Below are 13,155 nucleotides of genomic sequence, written 5' to 3' on the forward strand. Positions count from 1 at the left end.
ACCCGTGAGGATCCTCGTCACCGGCGGTGCCGGCTTCATCGGTTCCGAATACGTCCGCATGCTACTCACCCAGCCGGTCGGCACGGACGCGCCCAGCGCGGTGACCGTGTTGGACAAGCTGACCTACTCCGGCAATCTGGCCAACCTCGACCCGGTCCGTGACGACCCACGGTTGACCTTCGTCCCCGGCGACATCTGCGATCCGGTTCTCGTCGACCAGGCGCTGGCCGGCCAGGACATGGTGGTGCACTTCGCCGCCGAATCACACGTCGACCGTTCCATCACCGGAGCGGCCGAGTTCGTCACGACGAACGTGGCGGGCACCCAGACCCTGCTCGACGCCGCGCTGCGGCACCGCACCGCCCGCTTCGTACACGTGTCCACCGACGAGGTGTACGGGTCGATCGAGGAGGGTTCCTGGACCGAGGACTGGCCGCTGGCGCCAAACTCGCCGTACTCGGCGTCGAAGGCCGGCTCGGATCTGCTCGCGTTGGCCTACCACCGCACGCACGGGATGGACGTGGTGGTCACCCGCTGCTCCAACAACTACGGTCCGTACCAGTTCCCGGAAAAGGTCATCCCGCTGTTCGTCACCAACCTGCTCGACGGACAGACCGTGCCGCTGTACGGCGACGGCGGCAACATCCGTGACTGGTTGCACGTACATGACCACTGTGTGGGAATTTCGCTGGTAGCGGCCGGTGGCCGCAGCGGCGAGGTGTACCACATCGGCGGTGGCACCGAGTTGACCAACAAGGAACTCACCGGCCGGCTGCTGACGGCGTGCGGAGCCGGTTGGGACCGGGTCGTTCCGGTCACCGACCGTAAGGGGCACGATCGGCGGTACTCGCTGGACATCGACAAGATCTCCCGGGAGCTCGGGTACGCGCCAAGCGTCACGCTCGACGACGGGCTCGCCGCCACGGTCCGCTGGTACCGAGACAACCGTTCCTGGTGGGAGCCGCTGAAGAAGGCCGCCGCACGATGAGCGGAACGAGTGCCGACACCACGGTCACCGGCGAGCCGACGGGCGGCGCCACGACCCAGCGGTGGCTGGTGACCGGCGCCGGCGGCATGCTCGGTCGGGATCTGCTCACCGTGCTCGGCGAGCGGTCCGACGGGGTGAGCGTCACCGGGCTCGCCCGTGCTGACCTCGACATCACCGACCCGGCCGCGGTCGAGGCGGCGGTCGACGGCCACCGAGTGGTGTTGAATGCGGCCGCGTGGACCGACGTCGACGGCGCGGAGTCCGCCGAAGCCCAGGCCACGGCGGTCAACGGCACCGGGGTGACGTACCTCGCCCAAGCCTGCGCCGACCGAGGAGCGGTGCTGGTGCACGTCTCCACCGACTACGTCTTCGCCGGAGACGGCGAACTGCCCTACCCGGAGGACGCACCGACCGCGCCGTGCAACGCGTACGGGCGCAGCAAGCTCGTCGGTGAGCAGGCCGTCCTGCACCTGCTGCCGCGCCACGGGTACGTGGTCCGCACCGCCTGGCTGTACGGCGCGCACGGGCCCAACTTCGTGGCGACCATGCTGCGGTTGGCAGGCGAGCGCGAGCACCTCGACGTGGTCGACGACCAGCGCGGTCAGCCGACGTGGTCGTACGCGTTGGCACAGCAGATCGTCCGGCTCGCGCACGCGGCGCTCGCCGGTGGCGCGCCGGCCGGGATCTACCACGGCACCGCCAGCGGTCAGACCACCTGGTGCGGCCTGGCCCGCGAGGTGTTCGCGGTACGCGGCCTCGATCCGCGGCGGGTACGCCCGACCACCAGCGACCGGTTCCCCCGGCCCGCGCCGCGGCCGGCACACTCGGTGCTCGGACACGAGCGTTGGGCGCTCGCCGGGCTACCGGCCATGGCAGACTGGCGCAGCATGCTCTCCGCCGCGCTACGTGACCCTGCGTTCACCGACTGAGCACCAACCGGCCGCAGAAGAGGCGGCTCCGACGCAGGAGACAGTCACATGTCCGACACCCATCAGCAGAACCCGACCGACGGTCTGCCACGGGTCAGCGCCGTGGTGCTCGCCTGGCGCGAGGAGCCGCTGCTTCGCCGGGCGGTCGAAGCGTTGCTCAGCTCGGTCAAGGTTGACGTGGACGTGGTGCTGGTGGACAACGGGTGCACCACCGACGATGTCCTCGCGCTGCGTACCGTACCCGGAGTGACCGTGGTCGGCGACGGCGAGAACCTCGGTTTCTCCGCCGGCTGCAATCTGGGCGTCGCCGCCGCGCGCGGCGAGTACGTGGCGCTGGTCAACGGTGACGCGGTGGTGGAGCCCACCACGCTGGCCCGGCTGGTGGCGGAACTCGCCGACCCCGCCGTCGGAATCGCCGCCGGGGCGGTGCGGCTGGCGGACGAGCCCGACCTGCTCAACTCGCGAGGCAACGAAGTGCACGTGCTGGGCTTGAGCTGGATCGGTGGGTTCCGGGAACGGGAGACCCGCAGCGCGCCGACGGACACCGCCGGCGCGATGGGGGCCTGCCTGGTCACCAGCCGGGCCCACTGGGACCGGCTCGGCGGGTTCGACCCCCACTATTTCGCTTACCACGAGGATGCGGACCTGTCCATCCGTACCTGGCGGATCGGGCTACGGGTGATCAACGTGCCCGACGCGGTGGCCCTGCACCGCTACGAGTTCAGCCGCAACGGTTTCAAGTTCTACCTGGTGGAACGAAACCGGCTGATGTTCGTCGCCACCGTGTGGGGGACCCGGTCACTGCTGCTTCTCGGTCCGCCGCTGGTCGCGTTGGAGTTGGCGATGCTGGCCCTGGCCGCCCGGCAGGGCTGGCTACCGGACAAGCTGCGCGGCTATCGGTGGCTGTGGCGACACCGCCGGCACGTCCGGCACCGACGGGCGGTGCTGCAGGCCGAACGGACCGTTGCCGATCGGGTGTGGATGCGGGTACTCACCGACCGGCTGGACACCCCTCTGGTAGAACCGCCCGGGACGGCGCTGTTCAACACGGCGATGGCCGGATACTGGCGGGTGGTCCGGCGGTGGGTGTGATCCACCGCCGGTGGCACCGGGCCTAGGGCCTAGTCCTTTTCGTCCTCGCTGCCCCCGCCGGCGTCTTCGAGATCGGCCGAGCCGGCCGAGGAAGTCGGCTTCTCCGGCGCCGTTTCGGGCAGCCGAGGGCCGCTGGCGCGGCCGCTGGCCGCAGGTGGCTCCTCGGGTGCGGAATCGGCGCCACCGTCGAGCAGCGCGGTGAGCGCCGCGCCGGTGATCCTCCGGAAGGTACGGCCCTTGCGGCGACGGTCCAGCACCGCCACCTCCAACTGGTCGGCGGCGATGCTGCGGGTCGACCCGTTCTCGCTGCCGACGCCGGCCAACGCGCGCACCGCGAGCTGGATCGCCGCGGCCAGCGGCATGTCGGGGCGGTGGTCGGCCCGCAGCGCCCCGGCGATCGTCTCGGCGTGCCCGCCCATCGCCATCCAGCCCGGCTCGTCGGTCACCGAGCCGTCGTAGGTGAGCCGGTAGATCTCGTCGGCCGACGGCTCCAGACCGACTTCGGCCACGCAGATCTCCACCTCGAACGGCTTCGACTGTTCGGTGAAGATGGCACCCAGGGTCTGGGCGTACGCGTTCGCCAGTGCCCGCCCGGTCACGTCCCGACGGTCGTAGCTCAGGCCGTTGAGATCAGCCATCCGGACCCCGGCCCGGCGCAGGTTCTCGAACTCGTTGTAGCGCCCCACCGCGGCGAACCCGATCCGGTCGTAGATCTCACTGACCTTGTGCAGGGCGCTGGACAGGTTCTCGGCGACGAACAGCACCCCGCCCTCGTAGCTCAGCACCAGCGCGCTGCGGCCCCGGGCGATGCCCTTGCGGGCCAGCTCGGAACGGTCCCGCATGATCTGCTCGGGCGAGGCGTAGAACTGCATTGCCACGGCGGCGGCTCTCCTTCGGCCAGGTGGGTCGACAACAGCGGATCAGGGCGGTCGGCGGGGGATCCCCGCTCAGCCGCCGGGGTTCTCGGTACGCCCGGCGACGACCGCCTCGGCGAGCTCGGCCGACTCCTCGTCGGTGAGCCGGTGGGTACCGGCCGCGGTCGCGGTCATCACGATCGGGAAGATCCGCCGGGTCAGGTCGGGTCCGCCGGTGGCGGTGTCGTCGTCGGCCGCGTCGTAGAGGGCCTCGACCGCGAGGCGCACCGCCTCGGCGCTGCTCAGTCCGGCGCGGTAGCGCTTCTTGAGCGCTGCCTTGGCGAACAGTGAACCGGAGCCGATGGCGTCGAATCCGGTGGTCTCGTACGGCCCACCGGTCACGTCGAAGCTGAAGAGTCGACCGGCTTTGGCCGCGTCGGTGGCGGCGAGGTCGAACCCGGCGAAGATCGGGACCACGGCCAAGCCCTGCAGCGCGGCGCCGAGGTTGTTGCGGATCATCGAAGCGAGACGGTTGGCCTTGCCGTCGAGGGACAGCACCGCGCCTTCCATCTTTTCGTAGTGCTCCAGCTCGACCTGGAACAGACGCATCAGCTCGATGCCGATTCCGGCGGTGCCGGCGATACCGATCAGTGAGTAGGCGTCGGCCGGGTGGACCTTCTCGACGTCCCGGTTGGCGATCAGGTTGCCCATGGTCGCCCGTCGGTCCCCCGCCATCACCACCCCATCGGCGGTCACCAGCGTGACGATCGTGGTCGCGTGCGGCGCGACGTCGGCGGAGACACCCGGCGGCAGCGGACGGCGCCCCGGCAGCAGTTCCGGCGCCGCCGTCGCCAGGAACTGGCTGAACGAGGACGTCCCCGCGCTGGTGAACACGTCAGGTAGCCGCCCGGATGGATCGAATCCCGCTGCCACGTGGTCCCTTTCTGCAGAACGTGATCGTCCTGGCCAGTCGGCCGTGGCGTTGCACGGGACTGGCCAGGACCGCCGGTGTCGTTGAAGCAGACTAGCGTGCGCACCCGCCGGGTGCGATCATCACCGCCCGCGGCCGTTATTCGCCGCCCTTCTGGACGTAACCACGGACGAACTCCTCGGCGTTTTCCTCCAGGACGGAGTCGATCTCGTCAAGCAGGTCGTCGACGTCCTCGGTGATCTCCGCGTGCCGTTGCGCGACCTCAGGGTCCGTCTCGGTCGCGACCTCGTCGACGTCCTCGGACCGGCGGGCCTTGCCGGACTGGGACTGACCGCCGCTGTCACGGGTAGCCATCAGGTGCCTCCTCAGCGAATCGCCTGGGTGAAACTTACCTCGCGGTGGCGACAGAACCCGCCGCCGCCGCCCACGTTCGCGGCAAGCGAACCGCCGTGGCGCGGCGGTGCGTGCCACGGCGGTCCCGGCGGCCTCACCCGCCGGTGATCGCCTCCAGCAGATCCTTGGCGCTGACACAGCGATCGAACAACGCGCCGACGTGCTTGCGGGTGCCCCGTTCGGGTTCCATCATCGGCACCCGGACCAGCGACTCGCGGCCCACGTCGAAAATCACCGAGTCCCAGCTGGCCGCCACGACCTCGGAGGCGTACTGGGCCAGGCAGCGACCACGGAAGTAGGCCCGGGTGTCCGCTGGCGGCTCGACCATCGCGGCGCGGGTCGCCGGCTCGTCGAGCAGGGTACGCATCGCCCCGCGCCCGACCAGCCGGTGGTAGAGTCCCTTTTCCGGCCGTACGTCGGCGTACTGCAGGTCGACGAGTTGCAGTTTGGGCGATCCCCAGGTCAGGCCCTCCCGCTCCCGGTAGCCCTCCAGCAGCCGCAGCTTGGCGACCCAGTCGAGTTCCTGGGCACAGGACATCACATCGCCGGACAACCGCTCCAGAACGTTCTCCCAACGGTCGAGCACATCGGCGGTGATCTCGTCGACGTCGTCGCCGGACCGGTCGTCGACGAAGGCCCGGGCCCGCTCGAAGAACGCCCACTGCAGGTCCAGCGCGGTGAGCCGGCGACCGTCGCGCATCCGCATCAGATGCGACAGCGACGGATCGTGGCTGACCGACTTCAACTCGGCGACCGGATCGGCGATGCCGAGATCCGGGCCGAGCGCCTTCTCCTCGATCATCGTCAGGATCAGCGCGGTGGTACCGACCTTGAGATAGGTGGAGATCTCCGACAGATTGGCGTCGCCGATGATGACGTGCAGCCGACGGTACTTGTCGGCGTCGGCATGCGGTTCGTCACGGGTGTTGATGATCGGGCGCTTCAAGGTCGTTTCCAACCCCACCTCGACCTCGAAGAAGTCCGCCCGTTGCGAAATCTGGAAGCCTGGCTGGGAACCGTCCTGGCCGATCCCGACCCGCCCGGCACCGCAGACGATCTGACGGGTGACGAAGAACGGCGTCAGGTACGCGACGATGTCGGCGAACGGGGTCTGCCGCCGCATCAGATAGTTCTCGTGCGCGCCGTAGCTGGCGCCCTTGTTGTCGGTGTTGTTCTTGTAGAGCTGGATCGGATGGGTGCCGGGGATGGTCGCGGCGCGGCGGGCCGCCTCCGCCATGACCCGCTCGCCGGCCTTGTCCCACTGCACCAGGTCCCGCGGGTTGGTCACCTCGGGGGTCGAGTACTCCGGATGGGCGTGGTCGACGTAGAGCCGGGCACCGTTGGTCAGGATGACGTTGGCCAGGCCGAGATCCTCGTCAGCGAGGGCCTCCGCCGGGTCGTACGCCGCACCGGAGTAGGTGAATCCGCGGGCGTCGCGCAGCGGCGACTCCTCCTCGTAGTCCCATCTGGCCCGCCCACCCCGGTTGAGTTCCGGTCGGGCCCCGTACGCGTTGACCACCTGGGAGGACGTCACCATCGGGTTGGCTCCGGGCTGTCCGGGCACGGAGATGCCGTACTCCACCTCGGTACCCATGATCCGCCGCACACTCATGCCGTTACCTCATCGCTTCACTCGCGATCGCTTCACTCACGCCCGTCATGTCGAGCGTAGTCGCCGCACCGACGGATCCTGTGGTCGGCGTGCCCGCGCGACTACCGCTGGTGCCCGCGAGACCGTAGCGGGGCGCGAGCGGGCAGCACGACGGACGCGGCGGCGGACACGACAGCTCGGTCGCGTCCGCCGCCGCGTACGGTCGGCTCAGAGGTACTGGCCGGTGTTGCTGGCGGTCTCGATCGACCGGCCCGCCTCGGCGCCCTTGCCGCCGGAGACGAGGGTGCGGATGTAGACGATCCGCTCCCCCTTCTTGCCGGAGATCCGGGCCCAGTCGTCGGGATTGGTGGTGTTCGGCAGGTCCTCGTTCTCCCGGAACTCGTCGACACAGGCGTCGAGCAGGTGCTGCAGCCGCAGGCCCTTGCGGCCCGAGGTCAGGAACTCCTTGATGGCCATCTTCTTGCCCCGGTCGACGATGTTCTGGATCATCGCCCCGGAGTTGAAGTCCTTGAAGTACAGCACCTCCTTGTCACCGTTGGCGTAGGTGACCTCGAGGAACCGGTTCTCGTCGGTCTCGGAGTACATCCGCAGTACCACGGCGTCGATCATGGCTGCCACGGTGGCCTGCGCGTCGTCGCCGTGCTCGATCAGGTCGTCCGCGTGCAGCGGCAGCCCGGACAGGATGTACTTGGAGAAGATGTCCTTGGCCGCCTCGGCGTCCGGACGCTCGATCTTGATCTTGACGTCGAGTCGGCCCGGCCGCAGGATCGCCGGATCGATCATGTCCTCCCGGTTGGAGGCACCGATCACGATCACGTTCTCCAGCCCCTCGACCCCGTCGATCTCGCTGAGCAGCTGCGGAACGATGGTGTTCTCCACGTCCGAGGAGACCCCCGAACCACGGGTCCGGAAGACCGAGTCCATCTCGTCGAAGAACACGATCACCGGCGTACCCTCGCCGGCCTTCTCCCGAGCCCGCTGGAAGATCAACCGGATGTGCCGCTCGGTCTCACCGACGTACTTGTTGAGCAGCTCCGGTCCCTTGATGTTGAGGAAGAAACTGGTGTGCTTCTCCTCACCACGCCGCTCGGCGATCTTCTTGGCCAACGAGTTGGCCACCGCCTTGGCGATGAGCGTCTTGCCGCACCCGGGCGGCCCGTAGAGCAGGATGCCCTTCGGCGGGCGCAGGTGGTGCTCCCGGAACAGATCCGCATGCAGGAACGGCAACTCGACCGCGTCGCGGATCTGCTCGATCTGGGCGTGCAGGCCGCCGATGTCGGTGTAGTCGACGTCCGGCACCTCCTCCAGCACCAGCTCCTCGACCTCGCTCTTGGGAATCCGCTCGTAGGCGTACGCCGACCGGGGCTCGATCATCAACGAGTCTCCGGCCCGCAGCGCCGAACCGATCAGGGTCTGGGCGAGATGGACCACCCGTTCCTCGTCGGCGTGCGAGATGACCAGGGCACGGTCGCTCGGCCCGCCGTCCGGATCCTCGAGGAGTTCCTTGAGCATCACCACCTCGCCGACCCGCTCGTAGCCGAACGCGTCGACCACGTTGAGCGCGTCGTTGAGCAGCACCTCCTGCCCACGGCGTAGCTCCTCGGCGTCCAGCGACGGCGAGAGCGCCACCCGCAGCTTGCGGCCACCGGTGAACACGTCCACCGTGCCGTCGGCGTGCTTGGACAGGAAGACCCCGTACCCGCTGGGCGGTTGCGCCAGCCGGTCGATCTCCTCCTTGAGCGTGACGATCTGGGCCCGGGCCTCCTTCAGGGTGGCCACGAGCCGCTCGTTGTTCTCGGTCAGTCGGGCCAGCTGCGCCTGCGCTGCCGCTAGCCGTTCCTCGAGCTGCCGGACGTGTCGGGGGCTTTCGGTCAACTTGCGCCGCACCAGAGCGAGTTCCTCTTGAAGAAACGCGACCTGGGTGGAGAGATCGTGGGCCTCCTTCTCCCACCGTGCGGCGCGCGAATCCGCGTCGTCGCTGCGTGCCACGTCCCACCTCCCCGGGGGCTAAAACGTTCTGCCATAACACTAGCCGTTTGCCGGACGTTTCGAACCCACGCAACACAGTCGTCCCACAACGTTGATCACATCGTTCGCATGCGGGCCGGCCACCGGCCCGCTCGGGACGCGCCCCGGCCGGTTCGGGTACCGTCGGCGGCGTGTCGGCGGCGTGTCGGTGGACGACGCCGACGGCCCGGACCGACCGGTATTCGCAAGCCCCGAGCCCAGGAGGTGTGCCGTGACCACCCCGACCGACAGCCGCAGCGCCGTAGTGCCCGGTGGCGACACGCCGGACGCCCCTGCCGGCGGCGAACTGCAGGTCTGGGTGGACCAGGATCTCTGTACCGGTGACGGTCTCTGCGTGCAGTACGCCCGGGACGTCTTCGAGTTCGACATCGACGGCCTGGCCTACGTGAAGGACGGATCCGGCGAGCTTCAGATCGCCGCCGGCAGCCGGGTGGACGTGCCGGACCACCTGCGGTTGGACGTCATCGACGCGGCCAAGGACTGTCCGGGCGAGTGTATCCATGTCCTGCGTTCGGCGGATCAGACCGAGGTCGCCGGACCAGACGCTGGGTGACCACACTCCGACAACGAGTTATCTATCTCACAGCAGCGGGCGGCCGACCACCGACGCGATAACCCGCGCGAACTCCTCAAGTCGGGCAATTTGCCCCGGACCTCCGTCGTCCAACGTCTTGCCGAACCGCAACGCGTCGTGTCGTGGGCTGGCGTGCTCATCCGACTGGACCGTCTCGTCCTGCGAGCTCAGCAGCAGATAGACGTCCACGCTGTCGACCCGGGCCTGGCCGGAGGGGGTACGCGTCAACCGACGCCGACAACCGACCTCGGTCACCGTCGACAGCGGCACGACCCGCAGCGACGAGGTCATCGAGCCCACCGGCCCGTCGCCCGGCGGAACGTCCTCCCCGTGCCAGAGAATCATCCGGCCGCCGTCACAGATCGCCACCTCCTGCCAGACCCCGTTGACCTCGTTGACGAACCGCTCCAGGGTGAACGCCAGCACCTCGGCACCGGCCAGCACCGCGCTCAGCGCGTCCAGCGCGACATCGGGATCCCGCAGATAGGCACGGGCCGCCGCGTCCAGATCCGGGTACGGCGACCAGTCCGGGAAGACCGCCGGCAGCTCACCGCCGCCGAACGCCGGCCGGCTCACGCCAGACCCTCGTCGTCGACCGGCGCAGGACCCCCGACCCCGTCGGCCACGGACGGGCGATGGGTCCGCTCCGGTGCGTCGCCGGCACCGCGACGTTCGGCGTACGCCTGCGCACCCCGGCTGGGCTTACGACGCCGGGGCGGCGCGGTGACCCCCGGTGCGAGCCGCCGGGTGGACACGAGGAAGGCGGTGTGCCCGACCATCCGGTGGTCCGGTCGAACCGCGAGACCGTCGACGTGCCAGCCACGCACCAGCGATTCCCAGGCCTGCGGCTCGGTGAAACCGCCGTGTCCACGTAACGCCTCGACCAGTTCGCTCAGCTGCGGGGTGGTCGCCACGTAGCCGATCAGCACACCGCCCGGCAGCAGCGCCCCCGCCACCAGATCGAGCAGATCCCACGGGGTGAGCATGTCCAGCACGATCCGGTCGAATCCGGTGAGCGGACAACTGGCCACGTCACCGACGGACAACCGCCAGGCCGGGTGCGGGCCGCCGAAGAACTCCTCCACGTTGCGACGCGCGATGTCGGCGAAGTCCGGACGGACCTCGTAGGAGTGCACCTCGCCGTCGGCACCGACGGCACGCAACAGCGAACAGGTCAGCGCGCCTGACCCCGCCCCGGCCTCCAGCACCCGGGCACCGGGGAAGACGTCGCCCATGGCGACGATCTGCGCCGCGTCCTTCGGGTAGATCACCTGGGCGCCGCGCGGCATGCCCAAAACGTAGTCGGCCAGCAGCGGACGCAACGCCAGGTAGGCCGTCCCACCGGCCGAGGTGATCACGCTGCCGTCGGGCAACCCGATCAGGGCGTCGTGCTCGAGGGCGCCGCGGTGGGTGTGGAACGACCGGCCGGGGACGAGGGTGACGGTGTGCATCCGGCCCTTCGGGTCGGTCAGCTGCACCCGGTCACCCGGCTGGAACGGTCCACGCCTGGCCGAGATGGGGGTGGTCGGGGGGTCGCCGGCTACGACGGCGGTGGTCGGCGGGGTCACGGATTCATCTTTCGGTTCGGCTCCAACAACTGCGCGAGATCGGCCACGTTCAACACGCCGATCACATCTTCCCCCCGGGTCACGAGGTACTGTGCGCCCGGATGTTCCTGCACGGTGCGGACCACCTGCTCACCACCGAGTCCGACCGGTATCCGGTGCACCCCGTCGATGCCCCGGGCGACGGCGTCGACCGCCACCCACGGCCGTCGCTCCAGTGGCACCGCGGCGGCTGCGGTCCGGTCCACCAGCGCGACCAGCCGGCCGACGGAATCGGCCACGCCGAGCACTGCCGTGTCCGGGCCGCGCCGCTGCGCCTCGGCCAGCGGGGTGCCACTGGGCACGGCGAAGACCGGCCGGGCCAGCGCCGCCAGATCGATCAGCGGAAACCGTCGGCCGATCCGCGCCACCCTGATCGACTGGCTGGCACCCTGCCACAGGGTGAACGACACCAGCAGCATGAAGATCAGCCCGAACGGCGAGAGCGCGCCGGCCACGGTGAGCAGCACCACCAGCGCGGCCGTGCCAGCTGCCACCGCCCGGCCGACCCAGCCGGCCGCCTCGGTGCCGGCGTGGCGGTCGCGGGTGACGGCCCAGACCCCCGCCCGCAGTGCCCGGCCGCCGTCCAGCGGCAGGCCCGGCAACGAGTTGAAGAGCGCGACCAGCAGATTCGCCACCGCCAACTGGAACGCCAACTGGTCGACCAGGGTGCGGTCCGGCAGCAGCAGGGCGGCCACCGCGGCGACCACGCCCAGGCCGAGCGAGACGGCCGGACCGGCCAGCGATACCAGCAGGTCGACCTTTGGGGTCGGCGCGTCGCGGTCCATCTCGGTGTACCCGCCCAGCATCTCCAGAGTGATCGCGCGCACACCGATCCCGTGCCGCCGCGCGGTCAACGCGTGCCCCAGCTCGTGCAGCAGCACCGACCCCAGCAGGCAGACGACGAACCCGAGCCCGACCGCGTACCGCGCCGGTGCCGCGACGTCCAGCTGACCCCGGACGAACTCGCCGTAGACGACGGTGACCAGGACCGCCAGCAACAGCACCGACGCGTTGAGATAGACCGGGAAGCCGAGCACCCGGCCGAGGCTGATCCCTGGCCGCCGGTCGGGTCGGTCCCGGGGACGCTGTGCGGTGTCCTCCATCGGGTTGATGCTACGGAACGCGGCTGTACGGCCGGCGCACGGTTTGCCCCACGCTGGCCGGCGGGCCAGCGCGCAGCCGCGTCGTACCCGTGACCTACCCTGCGTGGCATGACGGCGGAAACGGTGCAGCAGGTGACGTTCGACGCGGATGGCGACACCACCGCCGGGGTGCCCCGGCAGGCCACTTTGTCGCCGTCGCGGGCGGCGGACTTCAAGACCTGTCCGCTGCTGTACCGGTTGCGCAGCATCGATCGGCTGCCCGAGCGTCCCACCGTCGAGCAGGTCCGCGGCACGCTGGTACACGCGGTGCTGGAGCGGCTGTTCGACCTACCTGCGGCGCAACGCACCCCGGAGGCGGCCGGTGCCCTGGTCGCGCCGCAGTGGCAGCGTCTGTTGGCGCAGGACCCCGCGATCGGGGAGGTTCTCGCCGCGGCACCGGACGATCAGTCGGCGGATCAGTCGACCGGCCGCCCGGACCTGGACGGGTTCCTCGCCGTCGCCCGTGAACTACTGGCCGGCTACTTCACCGTCGAGGACCCACGCCGGCTGGAGCCGGCGGAGCGGGAAAGCCTGGTACACGCGACGGTCGACGGCCAACTGTTGATCCGTGGCTACATCGATCGGCTGGACGTGTCACCCGACGGCGACCTACGGGTGGTGGACTACAAGACCGGCGGGGCCCCCCGGGAGGCGTTCGAGTCCCGGGCGTTGTTCCAGTTGAAGTTCTACGCGCTGGTGCTGTGGCGTACCCGCAAGGTGGTCCCCCGGGTGCTGCGGCTGCTCTATCTCAAAGACGCCGAGGTCTGCGACTACACTCCCGACGCCGACGAGTTGCTGCGCTTCGAGCGCACCGTACTGGCGTTGTGGCGGGCGATCTGCCAGGCCACCGACAGCCGTGACTTCCGGCCGAAGCCGAGCCGGCTCTGTGACTGGTGCAGCTACCAGGCCTACTGCCCCGCGTACGGCGGAACTCCCCCGTCCTTCCCGACACCGTCGAACGATCCGGTCTCCTGCTGAGGGAGGAGACCGGATCCGGCCGTGGTG

Annotated in this window: 13 protein-coding genes; 5 read left to right on the forward strand and 8 right to left on the reverse strand. The window is 69.7% G+C overall.

Annotated features, from left to right (window positions below; translation table 11 throughout):
• Window positions 1–4: 4 nt before the first annotated feature.
• The 3 genes from rfbB to ACN27F_RS01550 are packed head-to-tail and all read left to right on the forward strand — an operon-like array spanning window position 5 to window position 3,009.
• On the forward strand, window positions 5–988 hold the full coding sequence (rfbB, locus tag ACN27F_RS01540) for a dTDP-glucose 4,6-dehydratase (RefSeq protein ID WP_421430746.1): 984 nt from the start codon (window positions 5–7) through the stop codon (window positions 986–988).
• Window positions 985–1,917 (forward strand): dTDP-4-dehydrorhamnose reductase, encoded by a 933-nt coding sequence (gene rfbD, locus ACN27F_RS01545; protein ID WP_421430747.1) that lies wholly within the window; start codon window positions 985–987, stop codon window positions 1,915–1,917. The genes rfbB and rfbD overlap by 4 nt, the downstream gene beginning before the upstream one ends.
• Before the next feature lie 48 nt (window positions 1,918–1,965).
• A complete protein-coding gene (locus ACN27F_RS01550; protein WP_421430748.1) occupies window positions 1,966–3,009 on the forward strand; it encodes a glycosyltransferase family 2 protein in 1,044 nt (347 codons plus the stop codon).
• A 29-nt stretch (window positions 3,010–3,038) separates the two neighbouring features.
• Here the strand turns inward: ACN27F_RS01550 and prcA are convergent, their stop codons facing one another.
• The 5 genes from prcA to arc all read right to left on the reverse strand — a co-directional run bounded on the left by prcA (window position 3,039) and on the right by arc (window position 8,788).
• Window positions 3,039–3,887 (reverse strand): proteasome subunit alpha, encoded by an 849-nt coding sequence (gene prcA, locus ACN27F_RS01555; RefSeq protein ID WP_421430749.1) that lies wholly within the window; start codon window positions 3,885–3,887, stop codon window positions 3,039–3,041.
• A gap of 69 nt (window positions 3,888–3,956) precedes the next feature.
• Complete coding sequence (gene prcB / locus ACN27F_RS01560; RefSeq protein ID WP_421430750.1) at window positions 3,957–4,796, reverse strand: proteasome subunit beta; 840 nt, start codon at window positions 4,794–4,796, stop codon at window positions 3,957–3,959.
• A gap of 136 nt (window positions 4,797–4,932) precedes the next feature.
• Entirely contained in the window at window positions 4,933–5,148 is a 216-nt protein-coding gene (locus tag ACN27F_RS01565; protein ID WP_421430751.1) for a ubiquitin-like protein Pup, read from the reverse strand.
• Between the two features lie 133 nt (window positions 5,149–5,281).
• Complete coding sequence (gene dop / locus ACN27F_RS01570) at window positions 5,282–6,799, reverse strand: depupylase/deamidase Dop (RefSeq protein ID WP_421430752.1); 1,518 nt, start codon at window positions 6,797–6,799, stop codon at window positions 5,282–5,284.
• A 207-nt stretch (window positions 6,800–7,006) separates the two neighbouring features.
• Window positions 7,007–8,788: a proteasome ATPase gene (arc, locus tag ACN27F_RS01575; protein WP_421430753.1), complete on the reverse strand. Its 1,782-nt coding sequence runs from the start codon at window positions 8,786–8,788 to the stop codon at window positions 7,007–7,009.
• Between the two features lie 283 nt (window positions 8,789–9,071).
• Here arc and ACN27F_RS01580 point away from each other — a divergent pair, with 283 nt between their 5' ends.
• The gene (locus ACN27F_RS01580; RefSeq protein WP_421439902.1) at window positions 9,072–9,380 is read left to right on the forward strand and encodes a ferredoxin; all 309 of its coding nucleotides are present in this window, start codon (window positions 9,072–9,074) and stop codon (window positions 9,378–9,380) included.
• Between the two features lie 27 nt (window positions 9,381–9,407).
• Here the strand turns inward: ACN27F_RS01580 and ACN27F_RS01585 are convergent, their stop codons facing one another.
• From ACN27F_RS01585 to ACN27F_RS01595, 3 genes are read right to left on the reverse strand one after another with little or no spacing between them, the layout of a single operon-like run.
• The gene (locus ACN27F_RS01585) at window positions 9,408–9,977 is read right to left on the reverse strand and encodes a hypothetical protein (RefSeq protein WP_421430754.1); all 570 of its coding nucleotides are present in this window, start codon (window positions 9,975–9,977) and stop codon (window positions 9,408–9,410) included.
• A complete protein-coding gene (locus tag ACN27F_RS01590; RefSeq protein WP_421430755.1) occupies window positions 9,974–10,969 on the reverse strand; it encodes a tRNA (adenine-N1)-methyltransferase in 996 nt (331 codons plus the stop codon). The genes ACN27F_RS01585 and ACN27F_RS01590 overlap by 4 nt, the downstream gene beginning before the upstream one ends.
• The gene (locus ACN27F_RS01595; protein WP_421430756.1) at window positions 10,966–12,111 is read right to left on the reverse strand and encodes a site-2 protease family protein; all 1,146 of its coding nucleotides are present in this window, start codon (window positions 12,109–12,111) and stop codon (window positions 10,966–10,968) included. The genes ACN27F_RS01590 and ACN27F_RS01595 overlap by 4 nt, the downstream gene beginning before the upstream one ends.
• Window positions 12,112–12,219: 108 nt before the next feature.
• Here ACN27F_RS01595 and ACN27F_RS01600 point away from each other — a divergent pair, with 108 nt between their 5' ends.
• A complete protein-coding gene (locus ACN27F_RS01600; RefSeq protein WP_421430757.1) occupies window positions 12,220–13,128 on the forward strand; it encodes a RecB family exonuclease in 909 nt (302 codons plus the stop codon).
• Window positions 13,129–13,155: the final 27 nt, after the last annotated feature.

The sequence above is a fragment of the Solwaraspora sp. WMMB335 genome (assembly GCF_049179075.1).
Lineage (GTDB): Bacteria > Actinomycetota > Actinomycetes > Mycobacteriales > Micromonosporaceae > Micromonospora_E.